Below are 19,590 nucleotides of genomic sequence, written 5' to 3'. Positions count from 1 at the left end.
GCTGATCTTGGCGGGCACTCTTTGAACAGGAGAGGTGTGAATTAAAAATGACAGAAGAGCAATATGTCATTGAGATGCGGAAGATCACCAAGCAATTTGGTGATTTCAAAGCGAATGACGAGATCAATCTGAAAATTCGTAAAGGCGAGATCCATGCTTTATTAGGAGAAAATGGTGCAGGTAAATCAACGCTGATGAACGTGTTGTCAGGGTTATTGCAGCCGACTTCCGGCGAGATATACATGGATGGCCAAGCAGTCAAAATCACGAGTCCTACTAGAGCGAACCAGCTGGGAATCGGAATGGTCCATCAGCATTTTATGCTAGTCGATGCGTTTACGGTTACGGAAAATATTATTTTAGGTAGTGAAATCAGCGCTAACGGTATGCTGGATACGCAAAAAGCCAAGGAAGAAATCACTCGTTTGTCCAATGATTATGGCTTGCAGGTTGATCCAGATGCGTATATCCGAGATATATCCGTCGGGATGCAGCAACGGGTAGAGATTTTGAAAACGTTGTATCGCGGTGCAAATGTTTTGATCTTTGATGAACCAACAGCCGTCTTAACACCGCAGGAAATTGACGAGCTGATCGAAATCATGGCGACATTAGTCAAAGAAGGAAAATCGATCATTTTGATTACTCATAAACTGGATGAGATCAAAAAGGTAGCGGATCGTTGTTCAGTTATTCGAAGGGGACGCTACATCGGAACCGTTGATGTGGAGGATATTAGTTCGCAGGAGTTGGCGGATATGATGGTTGGCCGTTCCGTTTCTTTTAAAACAGACAAACAGGCGGCAAAGATCGGCGATGTTGTTCTGTCGATCAAAGATCTAGTTGTGAAAGAAAGCCGCGGACTTGATGCAGTGAAAAATTTAAGCCTGGAGGTTCATCGCGGAGAAGTGTTAGGGATCGCCGGTATTGATGGCAACGGACAATCAGAATTGATCCAAGCATTGACTGGATTGCGTAAGATCGAAAGCGGCACTATCACCATTAATGGTAAAGATGCCACGAATAATAAGCCAAGAGAAATTACCGAGATGGGTGTTGGACACGTGCCGGAGGATCGGCACAAATACGGTTTGGTTCTACCCTTGCCTTTGTCCGAAAATATTACGTTGCAAACTTATTATCAAGAGCCATTCAGTCAAAAAGGTATTTTAAATTTTAACGAAATTCAACAATACGCTAAGCGTTTGATCGAAGAATACGATGTACGGACGACAAGCGAACAGGCACCAGCAGTTTCTTTATCTGGCGGGAATCAGCAAAAAGCGATCATCGCCCGGGAAGTTGATCGTGATCCAGAACTATTGATTGTCGCACAGCCAACACGCGGTCTGGATGTCGGGGCAATCGAATATATTCATAAGCGTTTAGTAGAGCAGCGAGATAAAAATAAGGGTGTTCTGCTGGTGAGCTTTGAGTTAGATGAAATTCTAAATGTTTCTGATCGTATTGCCGTTATCCATGCAGGTGAGATCGTCGGAATCGTTGATCCAAAGGAAACATCGGAAAATGAATTGGGCTTATTGATGGCTGGCTATAGCTTGGATGATGCGCGAAAAGAGTTAGTAAAGGTTGGTGAAACAAATGAATGATCGTTCAGCACAGATCAGAAATGCTTTGGTTCCGATTATTTCAGTGATTCTAGGCTTTTTGCTTGGCGGACTATTGATGTTAGTAACAGGATATAACCCGATCATGGGGTATCAAGCGATGTTCCGCTCGGCGTTTCAAAGCAGTATCTCAGTCGGTGAAATATTAGTTGGTGCGGGGCCTTTGATTTTTACAGCTTTAGGCTTTTCGGTAGCAAATTCCGCGGGGTTCTTTAACGTTGGGCTATCTGGGCAAGCTTTGTGCGGCTGGGTAGCAAGTATTTGGGTCGCGCTGAGCATGCCGACAGCGCCCAAATTAGTCGTTGTACCATTAGCAATTATTGCAGGAGCGTTGGCGGGAGCTGTAGCGGCGGCGATCCCAGGACTGCTACGGGCCTATTTCGGAACGAGCGAAGTAATCGTCACCATCATGATGAATTATGTATTGTTGTATACGGCCAATCATCTGGTGAACAATGTCATGTCACCGGATATCATCTCCAATAAGGGCGTGACGAAAATCGTAGGAACCAACGGCTTGTTGCGAGAACCGTGGTTGACCAATCTTTTTGGCGGGTCGCGGGTCAATCTGGGATTTGTTTTGGCTCTGATTTTTTTAGGCTTGGTTTGGTTTTTGATGAAACGAACGACTTTAGGATTTGAGATCCGATCTGTCGGGATCAATCCATTCGCTTCTGAATATGCAGGAATGAGCAGCAAGCGTACGATCGTGATCTCGATGATTATTTCTGGACTGCTAGCAGGTTTAGGGGGTGTGGTTCAAGGGTTAGGCACTTTTGGGAATTATTTTGTTCAGGGTTCTTCTATCAGTATTGGATTTGATGGTATGGCAGTCTCGTTATTAGGAAATGGCGGTTCAGTCGGGATTCTTTTGTCGGCCTTGTTATTCAGTATTTTGAAACTTGGTGGACAGGGAATGCAGTTTGCTGGTGTTCCTAGTGAACTGGCAAATAGTGTCATTCCGCTGATCATTTTCTTTGTGGGAATTAATTATGTGGTTCGCGTTGCTTTGACAAAAGTTCGCATGGCAAAAAAAGCAGAAGAAAAGAGCGAAGAGGTAAAAATGCAGACGCTAAAGCAAGAAGGAGTTGATTTGGAATGAACATTCAATTGTTAGGCTCGCTGATTTCCCAAACACTCGTTTATTCTGCCCCATTGATTTTGACGGCGCTAGGTGGTGTGTTCTCAGAACGCAGCGGTATTGTCAATGTCGGGCTAGAAGGAATCATGGTGACCGGAGCGTTTAGTTCAGTTATTTTTAATTTAAGTTTTGCGAACCACTTTGGAGCATTTACTCCTTGGTTAGGGGTATTAGTTGGAGGAATCATCGGATTATTATTTTCATTGTTGCATGCTGTGGCGACGATAAATTTTCGAGCGGATCATGTAATTAGCGGAACCGTGATGAATCTATTAGCTCCTCCATTGACGATTTTTCTTATCAAGGTAATGTATGGAAAAGGGCAAACCGATACGATCCAAGAGCAGTTTGGTTATTTCGATTTTCCTGGATTAAGTAAGATTCCGATTATTGGTGATTTATTCTTCAGTAAGACCAGCTTGCCTGCTTATTTTGCGATTGTTGTCGCTTTAGCTGCTTGGTTCATTATTTATAAGACAAAATTCGGACTGCGTTTACGTTCAGTCGGAGAGAATCCGCAGGCAGCCGATACGCTAGGAATCAACGTTTATGCGATGCGTTATGCAGGAGTAATGATTTCAGGTTTTCTTGGCGGCGTGGGTGGTGCTGTATTTGCTCAATCAATCGCAGGCCGTTTCGCGATAACGACGATCGCAGGACAAGGATTTATTTCACTGGCAGCGATGATCTTTGGAAAATGGAATCCGCTAGGGGCTATGGGTGCAGCGATGTTCTTTGGCTTTGCACAAAATTTGAGTATTGCTGGAGCCAATCTACCGGTTATTTCGCAGATTCCAGATGTTTATTTACAATCGGCTCCTTATGTATTAACAATCCTTGTATTAGTGCTCTTCTTAGGTAAAGCTACCGGGCCAAAAGCAGGGGGAGTCAACTATATCAAATCAAAATAATTTGTATAAAAAACAGGAGGCTCATGTTGAGCCTCCTGTTTTGCTTATTGACGTTGATCTTTTTTCGATTTCAACATTCGCAGATAAAGAACGAACATCCCGATCGCTACTATGAAGGAAACAGCACCGGCAATAAAGCCTTTTGGCATATAACTGAAAGTTACTTTGTGTTTGCCCTTTGGTACATGGATACTGACAAAAGCGTTTTGGAAGGCTTTTGTCTCGACTTTTTTACCATCGATTTTGGCAGACCAGCCTTCATCATATGGAATAGTCGTGATCAATGTTTGGGCTTTATTGCTGTTTACAGTTCCTTCAGCACTGTGTTTGCCGACTTTCATGTCTACACCGTTATCTTTAATCTTATCTACTGCTAGTCGATAAGCGACTGTATCCAAAGCTAAAACTTGTGGATTCTGGAAGCTAATGGATTTTGTTCCATAGAAGCTGGCAGTAAAGGTAACCATCGTTGCTTGTTGGTAATAGCCTAAATCATAATATTGTCCGCTGATCCCAATTTGCGCTTGCCGCGTTTGGCCGTTAGCGGTGACGGTCGCTGTTGAGCTTTCTAATTCAGCGAAATCGTAAGGATAGAGACTCAGATAAGCTTGTGTATTTGCGGGAACTTGAACCTTCCAAGTAACGTCTTTTGCCACGTTTCCTTGTTTTTCGGTAATTGTTGTAATATTCCCCGCGTTAGTGACGTTAGCATTTTTTGTGTCTATTTGCGTAATCGGTAAAAACTGGAAGTATTGGAACTGTTCTTGCGATAAAGCGTTAAATAATTGTGTTTGTGTACCTAGATTATCATTTGGTGAAGCCTGTAGTTTATCGATGCTCTGCGGTGCAGTGAAGGCTAATGGCAAGGCATAATTATTCTCGAAAAGATTATACTCGCCGGCGCTATTTTTCTTAGTAAAACCATATTTATTCAAGTTTTTCGTTTTGGCAATATTGTATTTAATTCCAGTAAAGGCATCCGCTAATAACGTATTGTTTTGATAACGAATATTGAGACTAGTTCCTCGCGAGCGGAAGCCCAACTGATCCATATAACCAGAAGAATGTCGGTTACGGATCGAAGAGAACATGCTGATACCGCTATAACCATAATTAAAGGCATCATTAGAGGAAACAGGATCCAGATTTTCCAGCCGATAAAAGCTATCATTCTCATTTTTCGTTTCGTCGACTAAAGCCTTGATCGAAGGATATGGCTCCGTATAAAGGCTGCGCGACGCATAATTCCAATCCTTTAAAATGCCTTGTGTCATAAAGCTACTATTAATAAATGCCTCTGAAGACATCAATAGCAGTAATAGTATACTTAGCGCTTTTAATGGAATCTTGTTGTAATGATGTGCGGTAAAAATCAGCGCATAGACAGCCAAGAAACCAAGTGTGATATATAAGGAACTATTTTTGAGATAATCGTAGTCTTTTCCCTTCATACCCCAGAAAATCGCAAAGAGAGCGATCAGCATCAGACAGGCAGCGACTAATTGCAAAATATTTTCTCGATCTAATTTCTCCCATCCCCATGCAGCTAATGTAATCACTAAAAATGAGAGCAGGTAGGCATAACGGAATAGGAACATATTTGGCGCATGCATCCCGTGCCAGAATAAATTCATTGGCTGGATATAAAAGCTTGCGATCAAGATTGCGGCTACTGCTCCATAAGCAAGTTTATTTTTCCACGGTATTTTTTTGCAGATAAAGAAAAATAGACAGAAAGCTAATGGCAAAAGTCCAATATAAATAAAAGGAATCGAACCATATTTCGTCGTATCATACGATCCAACGAAATTTTTAGCAATAAAATCCCACCAGCTTGTCGCTTCTGTTTTAAAGGTCGTGATCTGTGTCAATTCCTCACCGTTAGCACGAAGGTCTAGAATTGACGGTAAAATCATAATCATAGATGCAAAGCCAGCTAATAGCGAAGTGAAGCCGTAGGGAATAATACTTTTTTTGTAGCTTTTCCAATTGGTAATCAAACGGGCGATGAAATAGAGGACCGAGAAGACACCGATCATAAAGCCCATATAAAAACTGGTCAAAAACAGCATTAAATAGGAAACAAATAGAACGATCGTTTTTTTCTGATCCATCACGCGATTGATTCCCAAGATGATCAGAGGCAGATAGACAAACGCATCCAGCCACATAATAATTTCTGAATGGGCAATAGCAAAAGACATCAATGCATAAGTAGTGCTTAAAGCCACGCGTGACCAATTAGGCAGCTTGAAGCTACTTTTCGCATAAAACCAAAAAGCTAATCCTGCTGCCCCGATTTTTAACAGCGTAAGAAAATACAACGCATCGGGCATCAGCTGATTAGGAAAGAAAATTACTAACGGAGTAAAAAAACCACCGAGATAATAGGAAACCAGTGATAAATAATTTAACCCCATAGAAGCATTCCAGGTATATAAAAAGCCTTGCTTACCTAAAAGCATATTGCGAAAACTTGCATGAAAATTCGAAAACTGTGAAAAGGCATCACTGGCTAAAATACTACGACTTGATCCGGGATAAATACCGATCGTCAAGTAAACAATCACCATAATTAAAAATGGCAGGAAAAAGCTGGCCAGTAAATACCAACGGTTTTCTTTAAGGTAGTTCTTCATATAAAAATCACCAAACTTCTTTCAACAGACTATTCAAATTTTACCATATAAGTGCCGAAAATAATGTGAAAGAGGTGTGAAGCCAAAGCTAAGAATTTAAAAATGAGCTTGCTCTATTATAAATAAGCAAGCAAAAAAGAGCCGAATCGATCGGCTCTTTGAATTAATAAATTATCTACAAAATAGTAATGTTAAAACACTTAGGGTTCTACGAATACTTAAAACCATGCTGAAATTGAAAGCTAGTTCACATCTTTCTGATGATTTAAAAAACAGTCTGAAACTATAAAGTAAGCGAAGACAGAACTTTGCTTTCTGTGAAAAATAGAAGAAACAAAAAAACCGTTCGTAACTGAACGGTTTGATATTGTTTGATTGGATAATATTAAACGCGCTCAACTTTTCCAGATTTCAAAGCACGAGTTGAGACCCAAACTTTTTTAGGTTTTCCGTCCACTAAAACGCGAACTTTTTGTAAATTAGGTTTTACAGTACGTTTCGTAGCGTTCATAGCGTGAGAACGGTTATTTGCACTTCTTGTTTTACGACCAGTAAAATAGCAAACTTTTGCCATGTGTAGTTTCCTCCTTTAGCCTTGATATTGGAGCGCTTCTTTGGCTCATACTAAAATAAAATAGCACAAATTGACAAGATTGGCAAGTGAATTTTTTTAGAAAGATTGACATTCTAAGGATTTGCAGGTAAATTATACTCTGTTAGCGTAAAAATTTTTAACAAAAGTTTTGATGCAAGAAAGTTAGCAGAAATCTGCGTCAACGCAGGGAGCGCCCTATTAGCAAATCACAATGGAACTTTCTTTTATTTGTCATAGGGCTATGATAAACTATTATAGTAGAAAAAATGGGCAATTAGGCCTATTTAAGGAGGCTAACAACTATGGCTGTGAAAATTAATACACAGACTGGTATGATCGAAATTTCAAACGACGTCATCGCGACGGTTGTCGGCGGTGCAGTTACTGACGTGTTTGGTATCGTCGGTATGGCTAGCAAAAATCAAATCAAAGACAATATCACAGAAATTTTAAGAAAAGAAAATTATTCACGCGGCGTCGTTGTACGTCAAGAAGAGAATGGTATCGCAGTCGACGTCTACACGATTGTCAGCTACGGCACGAAGATCTCAGAAGTATCGCGCAATGTCCAAGAAAAAGTGAAATACAATTTGGAAACGATGCTTGGGGTAACAGCTAACTCAGTGAATGTCTATGTTCAAGGCGTACGTGTTCTGCCAGACTAAAGGCAGCGTTCTTAAGGAGGACTAAGTAAGTGAAGGTAACAGAAATCAGCGCGAGTCAATTCCAAGAAATGGTTGAGGCTGGCGCTAAACGTCTGCAAGTTAATGCAGAATATGTCAATTCGTTAAACGTTTTTCCCGTTCCCGATGGCGATACTGGGACGAATATGAATCTATCGATGACCAGCGGTGCGACTGCTGTAGTCAACTCTGCTTCAGATAAAGTTGGTGAATTAGCCAACGTTTTGGCGAAAGGTTTGTTGATGGGTGCCCGGGGGAACTCAGGCGTTATCTTGTCACAATTATTCCGCGGTTTTTCTAAAGCAATTTTAGATGTGGATACATTAAATGCAGAGGATTTAGCGAAAGCCTTAGTTCATGGGGTAGAAACAGCTTATAAAGCAGTCATGAAACCTGTAGAGGGAACAATTTTGACTGTCGCACGTGAATCAGCGAAGGCTGGGGAACGCAAAGCTAGACAAACAGATGACGTGGTCGAAGTGATGTCAGCTGTTGTCAAATATGGGAAGAAAGCATTAGATAAAACACCGGACATGTTGCCAGTTTTGAAAGAAGTTGGCGTAGTCGATAGTGGTGGTCAAGGCTTATTGTTTATTTATGAAGGCTTTTTGAACGCCCTTAATGGTGAGTTCCAAGCAGATGATACGTATGAACCAAGTCCGGCTGAAATGGACGAAATGGTCAATGCCGAACATCATCGCAGTGTGCAAGGTCAATTAGCAACAGAAGATATCAAGTTTGGTTATTGTACTGAAATTATGGTGCGTTTAGGTGAAGGTCCAACTGTTGATAGCAATTTTGATTATGATACTTTCCGCAACTATTTAGATGGAATTGGTGATTCGCTGTTAGTTGTTAATGATGATGAGATTGTCAAAGTGCATGTGCATACAGAACATCCAGGGGAAGTCATGAATTATGGCCAAAAATTTGGCGCTTTGATTAAGGTCAAAGTTGATAATATGCGCTTGCAACATGAAACAATTTTGGAACATGACGAAGAAGTAGCTGAATTCGAAGCCGCTCCAACAGAACGTAAACCCTATGCAGTGATCGCTATTGCTGCTGGTGAAGGTGTTCAAGAGTTATTCAAGAGCCTAGGAGCAGCCTACGTAATCAGCGGCGGTCAAACGATGAACCCAAGTACCGAAGATATCTTAAAGGCGATCAAAGAGGTTAACGCTGATCAAGTAATCATTTTGCCGAATAATAAAAATATCTTTATGGCAGCTGATCAAGCAGCAGAAGTTGCTGACGTTCCTGTGGCAGTTGTTCCAAGTAAAACAGTCTCTCAAGGGATGACTGCGATGTTGGCCTTCAATGGAGAACAAAGCCTAGAAGAAAACAAAACAGCAATGACTGAAATGCTTGACTCTGTAGTTAGTGGTCAAATCACGAATGCGATTCGCGATACAGCGATTGATGGTGTAGAAATCCACGAAGGCGACTATTTAGGTATGGTCGATGGTAAAATCATTCTTTCTGAAGCGGATAAATACCAAGCGACGTTAGATACTTTAAACAAAATGATTAGTGAAGATATCGAAATCATTACGATCATTGTTGGTGAAGAAGGAACACAGGCTGAGGCTGAAAAATTAAGCGAAGCGATCGAAGCAAGCTACCCAGACCTAGAAGTTGAGATCCACGAAGGAAAACAACCGGTCTATCCATACTTGCTTTCAGCAGAATAATATGAAAAAGTCGGAAGGAGTGGGCCAAGAATATCTGGCTCGCTCCTGTTTTTTTAGGAAAATGACACCCTTATCTCCGAAATAATTGCCGATAGACAGAACTTAGCATTTGAAAAACGTATTTTAATTGAAAGGAGGCTGTTTATGCCGATTCAAGAATCTGTGTCGGTGCTGCCTGGTGTAGGACCGAAGCGTGCACAAACGTTAGCTGATTTAGGAATCGTAACGATCGAGGACTTATTGAGCTACTATCCTTTTCGTTATGAAGATATTCAGGAAAAAAATTTATTAGAAATCAATGACCAGGAAAAGGTTACATTAAAAGGTGTAATCGTCTCGGCGCCAGTGGTTAGTCGTTTTGGCTACAAAAAAAGCCGGTTGCAGTTTCGAATGATGCAAGATCACGCGGTCTTTATGGTCTCCTTTTTCAATCAACCCTATTTGAAAGACAAAGTCGAAGTTGGTGAAGAGCTGGCGGTTTATGGAAAATGGGATGCTAAGCGAAAATCGCTGACTGGAATGAAGATTTTAGGTGGTAAGCAGACGGAAGAATACGCGCCAATCTATCACGTGACTAAGGCTATCCGTCAAAGTACCTTAGTTGATTTAATCAAAGTAGGATTTGAAAAATTTGGTGATCAGGTAACAGAAAACTTGCCAGATTATTTATTGGAAAAGTATCGCTTGATGCCACGAAAGCAAGCGATTCGGGCAATGCATTTTCCTAAAGATCCAAAGGAAAATCAGCAAGCAAAACGACGAGTGGTTTTTGAAGAGTTTTTCCTCTTTCAAATGCGGATGCAAGGGTTGAAGAAAAGTGAACGTAGCGAGAAGAATGGAATCGCGATCCGTTATGATGTCGAACGCTTGAAGCAGTTTACGCAAAAGCTGCCTTTCGAATTGACTGACGCCCAAAAACGTGTGACCAATGAGATTTGCTACGACTTACGCAGCAAGAAGCACATGCAGCGTTTATTGCAAGGAGATGTGGGGAGTGGGAAGACAGTTGTGGCGGCAATCGCCTTATATGCCACTATGACGGCTGGCTTTCAAGGAGCGTTGATGGTGCCAACAGAAATTTTGGCTCAGCAGCATTTAGAAAGTTTGAATCAACTATTTGATCCATTCGAATTAACAACTGCATTACTAACTGGTTCTACCAAAACCAAAGAACGACGCGAGATTTTAGCTGGTTTAGAAAATGGGGAAATTGATGTGGTGATCGGGACTCATGCGCTGATCCAAGATGATGTACAGTTTGCTAAACTCGGATTGGTCATTACTGATGAACAGCATCGATTTGGAGTGAATCAACGAAGAGTTTTGCGAGAAAAAGGACTGCATCCAGATGTTCTATTCATGACAGCAACACCGATCCCGCGAACTTTGGCAATTACTGCTTATGGTGAAATGGACGTATCAATCATCGATCAAATGCCGGCAGGCCGAATCCCTGTTAAAACTAGCTGGATCAAACCTAAACAACTGGAGCATACCTTGGATTGGGCGAAGCAGGAGTTACAGGCGGGGCATCAGCTGTATGTAATCTGTCCTTTGATTGAAGAATCAGAAGCGTTGGATGTGAAAAATGCGACGGAGATTTATGAGCATTTAAAGGAATACTATGCACCTACTTATCAGGTCAGTTTGCTACATGGGAAAATGAAGAATGCAGAAAAAGAAACAATCATGGAAGAATTCAAAGAGAATCAAAGTCAGATTTTAGTTTCAACGACTGTTATTGAGGTCGGAGTCAACGTACCAAACGCAACGGTGATGTTTATTATGGATGCGGATCGTTTTGGCTTGGCCCAGCTGCATCAATTGCGGGGACGGGTCGGACGTGGTTCGGATGCGTCTTATTGTATATTGGTAGCAAGCCCCAAAAATGACATGGGGAAAGAGCGCATGAAAATCATGACTGAGACTAACAATGGGTTTGTATTGAGTGAAAAAGATCTAGAATTACGCGGACCTGGTGAAGTCTTTGGCTTCCGTCAATCTGGATTGCCGCAATTCTTGATCGCTGATTTGGTAAATGATGCAAATGTTTTAGAAGTGGCACGAGATGAAGCCAATCAAATTTGGCAGGTAGAAAATTGGCGTGAGCAGCCAGCTTTCGCACCATTAGCAGGAGCGTTGAAGCCTACTGAAACTGGAGAAACATATTTCGATTGAGTGTGCTATACTGTAGAAAAATTAAAAAGCAGTCAGTCTTATGCCCTGTTTCTATCAGAGAAGCTGGCGGATATACGACTTAAAACTCAGACTTATTTTCTAGAAAAAATAAATACATTAAAACGAAAAAGGATGCTAGTTCCCCTTGGTGCTTTAGCACAATAGAGGAATAGTATACGGCTTGAGAATCAAACTTATTTTTCAGAAAGAAAAATAAATACATTAAAACGAAAAAGGAGAGATTTTTCTCATGAAAATTGCTGTAGACGCAATGGGTGGCGATTTCGCACCAAAAGCGATCGTGGAAGGTGTAATGTTAGCGCAAAAGAATCATCCGGAAATTGAATTTCAATTATATGGAAAAGAAGACGCGATTCGTCAATATATAACAAATGAAAAGAATATTACGATCATTCATACGGATGAAAAGATCAATAGCGATGACGAACCAGTGAAGGCGATCCGTCGTAAGAAAAATGCCTCAATGGTTTTAGCAGCTCAAGCAGTCAAAGAGGGCAAAGCGGATGCGATCTTTTCAGCAGGAAATACGGGGGCGCTATTAGCTGCTGGTTTGTTTGTAGTGGGACGAATCAAAGGAATCGAACGTCCAGGCCTGATGTCCACATTGCCGGTTTTAAATGGAGATAGCGGGTTTGATATGCTTGATTTAGGCGCGAACGCAGAAAATAAAGCAGAGCATATCCATCAATATGCAATTTTAGGATCATTTTATGCGAAGCACGTTCGTGGAATTGAAAATCCTCGTGTGGGCTTATTGAACAATGGTACAGAAGAAACCAAAGGCAGCGAGTTAACGAAAGAAGCCTACAAACTTTTACAAGCAGAAGAGAGTATCAACTTTATTGGAAATGTAGAAGCACGTGAACTGTTAAACGGTGCTGCCGATGTCGTTGTAACAGACGGATTTACTGGAAATGCTGTTTTAAAAACGATTGAAGGAACAGCTATGGGCTTGATGAGCTTGATCAAAGGCAGTATCAGTGATGCTGGGGTTAAAGGGAAAATGGGTGCTCTTATGCTGAAGGATACATTATACGGTCTAAAAGACAAATTGGACTATTCCTCTCATGGAGGTGCCGTTTTATTTGGACTGAAGGCTCCTGTGATTAAAACCCATGGATCTACCGGACCTGAAGCAGTGGCAAATACCATCGATCAAATTTACACGATGCTAGACACGAATGTTGTTGGGCAATTGGTCCAGTTTTTTGAAGCACCTAAGGATGAATAAGAACCACGCCAATTTCGTGAAAAAGGTAGACAAAGCAATCAAACATCAGTAAAATGAACTGTGACCTTCTGGTAAAACATAGACGAATAATAGTTGATCAGACGGAGGTGAATGTTGTTGACTCGTGAAGAAGTATTTAGCAAAGTTGCTGAAATAATTTCAAATCACTTTGAAATCGATAAAGATAAAGTGACGGTTGAATTGAGTATCAAAGACGATTTAAATGCAGACTCAATCAGTATCATGGAATTTGTTTTGGAATTAGAAGATGAATTCGGAACAGAAATTTCTGACGAAGACGCTGAAAAAATTGAAACAGTTGGAGCTGCAGTTGATTACATTATGGAAAACAACCAAGCTTAACAAAAAAAGGTGCACCAGCAATTTGCTGGTGCACCTTTTTTTACAGTTATAAAACCCCAAGGGCAGTCAAAGCTTTTTCTAGTGCTGAAAAATTTCTTTTAAAGTGAAAACCGTCCATCCCGGTTTCTTCAGCGGCTAAGATATTCGCTGCTGAATCATCGATGAAATAGCACTCGGCAGGATTTAAGCGGAAATGGCTATAAAAGGTCCGGAAGATTTCATGCTCTGGCTTAGATAGTTTCCAATCTGAGGAAATAAAGATACCATCAAAAATACTGTGACTAGGGACTTTATCATCATAAAGATAATAATCCTGCGGGGCATTTGAAAGGATATAGAGAGACAAACCTTTTTCTTTCAACCGTTTAGGAAGTTCCTCCATTTGTGGTATAGCATTCAGCCCGATATACCAAGTGTCCAGCAAGTCTTCGGCGATAGCATGCAATTCTTTTGGAAGCCGTGATTTTGCGGAGGTTAAAAGTTCCTCCCGATTCATTGTTCCCTTATCGAAACGCAGCCAGTCCACGGAACCAAAAATTTCGGACATAAGCATCTTTTGTTGATCCTTATCTGCAGTTTTTTCCATGACAAAACGTGGTGGATCAAAATCAACTAAAACATTTCCTAAATCAAACACAATATTTTTTATCATTCAAAGCCCTCCTAACAAGTAGATAACGTCTATTAAAATCCTTTTATTGAACAAGCTGCAAAAAACGTTTATTCCAAATATTTTCGTAAAAAGCGATGGTCTCTTCAGCAGAGAGAAAATCATTGTCATAGGTGGTTGACCCATTTTTCAGCATGGTTAATTGATAGCCTAAGCCATGGGCAAATTTTACAGTAGCGTCAATGCAGTACTGGGTTTGAGCGCCGCAGATTTCCAAGCTGGTGATGTTTTTCTGCTGTAAATTTTTTTGTAAATCAGTATGGTAAAAGGAGTTTGCGTGAGTCTTCTGAAGAGTAAGATCGTTCGGTTTGCGATCAAGTTCCTCTACGATTTCCCAGGTTTCTGAATGTGGAACCAAAATTTCGTCACAATGCTGAACAAAGAGGATCATTTTATTTTGTTCTCGGTAACGCTTGATACGTAGATTGACAGTAGTAATTAACTCTGAAAAATGGTTGATCGTTTCTCCGTCAAAGCAAACGCCCTTTTGTAAATCAATAATCAATAATGCATCAGAAAGATTTTCCATCGAAATTCCTCCGGTCGTTTTCTTTACTTTAGCATTTTTTAGATGTAAGAAGAGAAAAGTTTGTTGAATCTTTGAAAATTTCTTACTATAACGACTTCTGATTTAAAATTCACAGAAAAAACAGTATAATAGAGCGTGATGGAAATCTCAAAAAAAGGAATGAGCCCATGGATACACAGTTGATCAATGAATTGAAAGAAAACTACGACATCGTCTTTCACGATGTGAACTTATTGGAACAGGCGTTTACCCACTCATCATATGTGAATGAACACCGTAATATGAATATTTCAGATAATGAACGGTTAGAATTTTTAGGGGACGCTGTCTTAGAAATTCAAGTATCGGACTATTTGTATCACCATTATCCAAACTTACCGGAAGGACGTTTGACGCGTTTGCGTTCGGCGATTGTGCGAGAAGAAAGCTTATCAAAATTTGCAAAAGAATGTCATTTTGATCACTATATTATGTTAGGTAAGGGCGAAGAAAATTCTGGCGGGCGTGATCGTGCAGCGTTATTGTGTGATCTATTCGAGGCTTTCTTAGGGGCCTTGTATTTGGATCAAGGCTACGATGTGGCGCTACGTTTTATTCAAACGGTCGTTTTTCCAAAAATCGAAGCAGGTGTTTTCACGCGGGAAATGGATCACAAGACACGCCTGCAGGAAGTGTTGCAAAAAAGCGGAGATGTGACGATCGATTATCGTTTAGTCAATGAAGAAGGTCCGGCTCACGAACGGATTTTTACAATTGATGTATATGCGGATGATCGTTTGATTGGTTCAGGACAAGGTAAATCGAAAAAACTAGCAGAGCAAGATGCAGCGGAAAAAGCATTGATTAAGATCGCTGCAAATTAGTTTATATTTCCTGGGAAAATTTTAGGAGGAACATTTTGTATTTAAAACGAATTGAGATCGCTGGCTTCAAGTCTTTTGCTGATCGTACCAAGATCGAATTTGAAGAAGGCGTGACAGCGGTCATTGGGCCAAACGGCAGCGGAAAAAGTAATATCACTGAAGCAATTCGCTGGGTACTCGGAGAACAATCGGCAAAAAGTCTACGTGGCGGCAAGATGCCGGATATTATTTTCGCTGGTTCAGAATCACGAAAGCAGTTGAATATTGCCGAAGTAACGGTAGTATTGGATAATACCGATAATTATTTACCGCTAGGCTTTAGTGAAGTTAGTGTGACAAGACGTTATCGCCGAACAGGTGAAAGTGATTTTTTCATAAATAAAAAAGCCTGTCGTTTGAAAGATATTCAAGATTTATTCATGGATTCTGGTTTAGGGAAAGAATCCTTCTCGATTATTTCGCAGGGAAAAGTCGAGGCGATATTTGCCAGTAAGCCGGAAGATCGCCGAGGAATCTTTGAAGAAGCGGCTGGCGTCTTGAAATACAAGCAGCGAAAACGCAAAGCGGAGCAGAAGCTTTTTGAAACGGAAGATAATTTGAGCCGTGTTCAGGATATCATTTATGAATTAGAAGATCAGCTGACTCCTTTAGCTGCTCAAAGCGAAGCAGCCAAGGAGTTTTTGGCGCTCAAAAAAGAATTAACTGCGACGGATGTCAGTTTAACAGTTGCGAAGATTAAACAAACACGTGATTCTTGGGAGTCAGCGAAGACAGATTTTGAAGAACTCTCCAAAACAGTTGAAGAAAAAAGCCATTTTATCCAGCAAACTGAACAGCAGTTAGGCATGTTGAGAGAAAAACGCGGTTCATTGGATGAGCAGCTGGAAACTGGGCAGCAGCAATTGCTGCATTTATCCGAGGCGTTGAAGCAGACTGAAGGGCAAAAGGCATTATTAAGTGAACGCTCAAAGAATACGCAAAAGACCAGCGCTGAATATCGTGAAACTTTGAATGAGCAACGTAAGAAAAAAGCCGATGCACAAGCGAACTTGCAGGAAGTTCAAACGCAACAGGCGGATAAGCAAACTGAAAAGATCGCCTTAGAAGAAAAAATCCAGCAGCTGACAAATGAAGCGGAGAAATACAAGAAATCGCCGAAGGAACTCTTGGAGGATTTGCGTGGTACTTATGTTGAATTGATGCAAGAGTCTGCAAATGTCAGCAATGAATTAAAGTATTTAGAACGTCAATACACACAAGAGACTGCTAAGAACCAACAGAGTGTGACACGCTTTGAAGCGTTGCGAGATCAACTAGAAGAATTGACGGAGCAGCAGAGCGCGGCACAGACGAAAACTAAAACGCTTGAAGCTCAGTTGACGGAAGAACAAGAAAACTACCGACGCTTAGCGGAAGAGAAAAACGCGGTACAGCAGCAATTGCAAAAAGAACAGCAGTTAATGTATGACATGATGAGTCAGGTTCAACAAGCGCGTGCGCGACAAAAAAGTCTGCAAGAGATTCAGGAAAATTATAGCGGCTTTTATCAAGGTGTCCGCAGTGTTTTACAGCACAAAGAACAATTAAGCGGGATCGTCGGTGCAGTAGCAGAGCTGATCGAGGTTCCAGAAAAGTATACCTTGGCGATCGAAACGGCCTTAGGAGCATCGGCACAGCACATTATCGTAGAAAATGAGAAGGATGCACGGCAAGGAATCACATTTTTGAAAAAACAACGTAGCGGTCGTGGCACCTTTCTACCGTTAACAACGATTAAACCACGTAGTTTAGGGGCTCATCACTATCAAGCAATTAAAGACGTAGACGGCTTTTTAGGTGTTGCCAGCGAATTAGTTTCTTTTTCAGAAAATGTTGCTCCAGTCATGCAAAATTTATTAGGAGCGATTGTTATTGCTCGAGATCTTGATAGTGCTAATCTGCTTGCTCGTCAACTGCGTTATCAAGTTCGTGTAGTTTCCTTAGATGGAGATGTGATGAATGCTGGCGGATCAATGACCGGTGGCGCTACGAAGCAAGGAAATCGTGGGAATTTGTTTAATCAAGGACACGAATTAGCTGAATGGACCAAACGTTATGAAGAAATCAATCAGGCGTTACAGGCAAAAGAAGCATTTGTCCGTGATTTGCAAGCAAAGGTTGCGGATCAGACGGAAAGTCTAGAAACATTGCGGACACAAGGTGAACAGACGCGGTTGGCATTTCAAGAAGCGCAAAGTAGTGAAGAACGTGTCGCAACGGAATTAACACGTTTGCAAAAGGAACAGAGCTTGTTTTCTTATGAAGCGAAAGAACTGGAAAGCTTCTTGAATGATTATCAAGTACAAAAAGAAACGTTGGAATTTAAGCAAGTCGAATTGAAAACCCAGCAAGATAAGATCAATCAAGAAATTCAACAGCTTAATGAAGAGAGCGACCAGCTAGAAGAAAAGCGTGCCGATATTAATGCAGAATTGAGTCGCTTACAGGCGGACTATGCAGTATTAGATGAACGGCTGTTGTATTTAGAGCGGCAGGCACTAGGTTTTGAAGAACAGATTAACGAATTGACCAATCAGATTGTAAACTTAGAAAATCAATTACTAGCACTTTCAAGTGATTCATCGGATCATGAAGAATCAGAAGAAAGTCTAACCCAGCGTTTGACAGAATTAGCTACAGCACGAGAACATTTGCAGGAGCAGCTGGCTGTTTGGAAAGAAATGCGGCAAAGTCTGCAGCAGCAAGTGGATCAAGCAGATAGTGAGTTGACTGAAGCCAATCGCGAGCAGAAACAGTTATTAGCACGTCAATCACAAGCCGATGTCCAAAAAAACCGTTACGAGTTGAAATTGGACAATGCTTTGGCGTATTTGCAAGAAGAATATAGTTTGACTTTTGAAGGTGCGGAAGCACAAGCGGACCCTGAAATTGATCAGCAGGTTGCGCAAACGGAAGTTAGTCGCTTGAAGCAAGCCATTGAAAAGCTTGGACCAGTCAACCTAAACGCCATCGAACAATACCAGCAAGTGGAAGAACGCTATGATTTCCTAACGACGCAGCGAGATGACTTATTATCGGCGAAGGAGCAGCTGTTCGAAACGATGGATGAAATGGATGATGAAGTTAAAACGCGTTTCTTCACGACCTTCCAAGCGATTCGTGAAAAATTCAATGTGGTTTTTCCAAATATGTTTGGCGGCGGTCGAGCGGAATTAGTATTGACAGATCCTGATGATTTATTGAATACCGGGATCGAAATCGAAGCTCAGCCTCCAGGTAAAAAACTGCAAAGTTTATCCCTGCTTTCTGGTGGTGAACGGGCCCTGACGGCGATTGCGTTACTATTCTCGATCATCCAAGTCCGTCCCGTACCGTTCTGTGTGTTAGACGAAGTCGAAGCGGCGTTGGATGAAGCAAATGTTGCCCGTTTTGGTCGCTATCTGAGTGCCTTTCAAAACGATACACAATTTATCGTGGTTACTCATCGCAAAGGAACGATGGAAGCAGCAGATGTGCTTTATGGTGTCACAATGCAAGAATCCGGCGTCTCGAAAATTATTTCAGTGCGCCTTGAAGAAGTGAAGGAAGATGGGAAATTTCAAGTGAAGGAAGGGGAACTTCGGAAATGATAAAATTAATCGCGATTGACTTAGATGGTACGCTATTGACGGATGCTAAAACAATCTCTGATACAAATAAAGAAATATTGGCAAAAGCGAAAGCACGGGGTGTGAAGATTGTGATCTGTACAGGCCGTCCTTTGATCGCTATCAAGGATTACTTAGCAGAGCTAAATTTGCTTGATGCAGATGATTATTCGATCACTTTCAACGGCGGGTTAATCCAGACCAATACCGGTGAGATTTTAGGCAAGACAGCGATGGATTTGGCAGATGTAAAACATATCCATCAGCTGTTAGAAAAAATTGATTTACCGATGGATGTTTTATCAGATGCTTTATGTTTTCAGCTTGAGACATCAGCGGCTCATCCTTCAATCTATCCAACGATGAACAAGGCTTTAACTTACGTTTCGAAAACGATAGAAGCATTAAAAGAGGATGCGCTATACAATAAAGTTGTCTCAGCTGTGGATGTGGATTATTTAGATCAGCAGATGGCGTTGATCCCAGCAGAAGAATATGAGCGCTTTGAGATATTTAAAACACGACCAAACTTACTAGAGTTTATGCCAAAGGGCGTGACTAAAGCCTTTGGTCTCTCTGTTTTAGGAGAACATCTCGGGATTGCAGCGAATGAAATGATGGCCTTAGGTGATGAAGCCAATGACTTATCCATGATTAATTATGCTGGTATGGGTGTAGCGATGGAGAATGCTACTGACGGCGTTAAAACGGCGGCCAATTTTGTCACTAGAACGAATCAAGCGGATGGGGTGGCACATGCCATTCAAAAATTCGTATTCGATGAATGGAAATAAGGG

Annotated in this window: 15 protein-coding genes; 11 read left to right on the top strand and 4 right to left on the bottom strand. The window is 41.2% G+C overall.

Annotation, left to right across the window (positions count from 1 at the left end; genetic code table 11):
* Window positions 1-47 precede the first annotated feature (47 nt).
* The 3 genes from IGI52_RS12985 to IGI52_RS12975 are packed head-to-tail and all read left to right on the top strand — an operon-like array spanning window position 48 to window position 3,680.
* Window positions 48-1,610 carry an ABC transporter ATP-binding protein gene (locus IGI52_RS12985; protein WP_438781555.1) on the top strand — a complete coding sequence of 521 codons (1,563 nt, stop codon included), beginning with the start codon at window positions 48-50 and terminating at the stop codon, window positions 1,608-1,610.
* Complete coding sequence (locus IGI52_RS12980; protein WP_271819427.1) at window positions 1,603-2,730, top strand: ABC transporter permease; 1,128 nt, start codon at window positions 1,603-1,605, stop codon at window positions 2,728-2,730. The genes IGI52_RS12985 and IGI52_RS12980 overlap by 8 nt, the downstream gene beginning before the upstream one ends.
* The gene (locus IGI52_RS12975; RefSeq protein ID WP_016179496.1) at window positions 2,727-3,680 is read left to right on the top strand and encodes an ABC transporter permease; all 954 of its coding nucleotides are present in this window, start codon (window positions 2,727-2,729) and stop codon (window positions 3,678-3,680) included. Before IGI52_RS12980 ends, IGI52_RS12975 begins: the two co-directional genes overlap by 4 nt.
* 44 nt (window positions 3,681-3,724) lie before the next feature.
* Here IGI52_RS12975 and IGI52_RS12970 read toward each other — a convergent pair whose 3' ends face one another.
* Both IGI52_RS12970 and rpmB read right to left on the bottom strand, forming a co-directional pair.
* A complete protein-coding gene (locus IGI52_RS12970) occupies window positions 3,725-6,319 on the bottom strand; it encodes a YfhO family protein (protein ID WP_438781554.1) in 2,595 nt (864 codons plus the stop codon).
* Window positions 6,320-6,704: 385 nt separating this feature from the next.
* Window positions 6,705-6,893, bottom strand: a complete 189-nt coding sequence (gene rpmB, locus IGI52_RS12965; RefSeq protein ID WP_010747188.1) for a 50S ribosomal protein L28 — start codon at window positions 6,891-6,893, stop codon at window positions 6,705-6,707.
* 323 nt (window positions 6,894-7,216) lie between these two features.
* Here rpmB and IGI52_RS12960 point away from each other — a divergent pair, with 323 nt between their 5' ends.
* The 5 genes from IGI52_RS12960 to acpP all read left to right on the top strand — a co-directional run bounded on the left by IGI52_RS12960 (window position 7,217) and on the right by acpP (window position 13,084).
* Window positions 7,217-7,579 (top strand): Asp23/Gls24 family envelope stress response protein, encoded by a 363-nt coding sequence (locus IGI52_RS12960; protein ID WP_010742791.1) that lies wholly within the window; start codon window positions 7,217-7,219, stop codon window positions 7,577-7,579.
* A gap of 29 nt (window positions 7,580-7,608) precedes the next feature.
* Window positions 7,609-9,291 carry a DAK2 domain-containing protein gene (locus IGI52_RS12955; RefSeq protein ID WP_016179498.1) on the top strand — a complete coding sequence of 561 codons (1,683 nt, stop codon included), beginning with the start codon at window positions 7,609-7,611 and terminating at the stop codon, window positions 9,289-9,291.
* A 144-nt stretch (window positions 9,292-9,435) separates the two neighbouring features.
* Complete coding sequence (gene recG / locus IGI52_RS12950; RefSeq protein WP_438781553.1) at window positions 9,436-11,469, top strand: ATP-dependent DNA helicase RecG; 2,034 nt, start codon at window positions 9,436-9,438, stop codon at window positions 11,467-11,469.
* Between the two features lie 250 nt (window positions 11,470-11,719).
* Window positions 11,720-12,721, top strand: a complete 1,002-nt coding sequence (plsX, locus tag IGI52_RS12945; protein ID WP_311894367.1) for a phosphate acyltransferase PlsX — start codon at window positions 11,720-11,722, stop codon at window positions 12,719-12,721.
* Window positions 12,722-12,838: 117 nt separating this feature from the next.
* Window positions 12,839-13,084, top strand: coding sequence for an acyl carrier protein (acpP, locus tag IGI52_RS12940; protein ID WP_034875629.1), 246 nt, complete (start codon window positions 12,839-12,841; stop codon window positions 13,082-13,084).
* A gap of 46 nt (window positions 13,085-13,130) precedes the next feature.
* Here acpP and IGI52_RS12935 read toward each other — a convergent pair whose 3' ends face one another.
* Both IGI52_RS12935 and IGI52_RS12930 read right to left on the bottom strand, forming a co-directional pair.
* Window positions 13,131-13,736, bottom strand: a complete 606-nt coding sequence (locus IGI52_RS12935; RefSeq protein WP_438781551.1) for an HAD family hydrolase — start codon at window positions 13,734-13,736, stop codon at window positions 13,131-13,133.
* Between the two features lie 43 nt (window positions 13,737-13,779).
* Entirely contained in the window at window positions 13,780-14,283 is a 504-nt protein-coding gene (locus IGI52_RS12930) for a cysteine hydrolase family protein (RefSeq protein ID WP_127978050.1), read from the bottom strand.
* Between the two features lie 167 nt (window positions 14,284-14,450).
* On the opposite strand from IGI52_RS12930, the gene rnc reads away from it, so the two are divergent.
* The 3 genes from rnc to IGI52_RS12915 are packed head-to-tail and all read left to right on the top strand — an operon-like array spanning window position 14,451 to window position 19,587.
* Window positions 14,451-15,146: a ribonuclease III gene (gene rnc, locus IGI52_RS12925; protein ID WP_016179504.1), complete on the top strand. Its 696-nt coding sequence runs from the start codon at window positions 14,451-14,453 to the stop codon at window positions 15,144-15,146.
* A 35-nt stretch (window positions 15,147-15,181) separates the two neighbouring features.
* Window positions 15,182-18,775: a chromosome segregation protein SMC gene (smc, locus tag IGI52_RS12920; protein WP_438781550.1), complete on the top strand. Its 3,594-nt coding sequence runs from the start codon at window positions 15,182-15,184 to the stop codon at window positions 18,773-18,775.
* Window positions 18,772-19,587 (top strand): Cof-type HAD-IIB family hydrolase, encoded by an 816-nt coding sequence (locus IGI52_RS12915; RefSeq protein WP_016179506.1) that lies wholly within the window; start codon window positions 18,772-18,774, stop codon window positions 19,585-19,587. The genes smc and IGI52_RS12915 overlap by 4 nt, the downstream gene beginning before the upstream one ends.
* Window positions 19,588-19,590 lie beyond the last annotated feature (3 nt).

The organism is Enterococcus sp. DIV0187, from assembly GCF_051713785.1.
Classification (GTDB): domain Bacteria; phylum Bacillota; class Bacilli; order Lactobacillales; family Enterococcaceae; genus Enterococcus_A; species Enterococcus_A avium.
The sequence above is the reverse complement of the archived record's forward strand: the minus strand, read 5'-3'. Positions and strand labels throughout refer to the sequence as shown.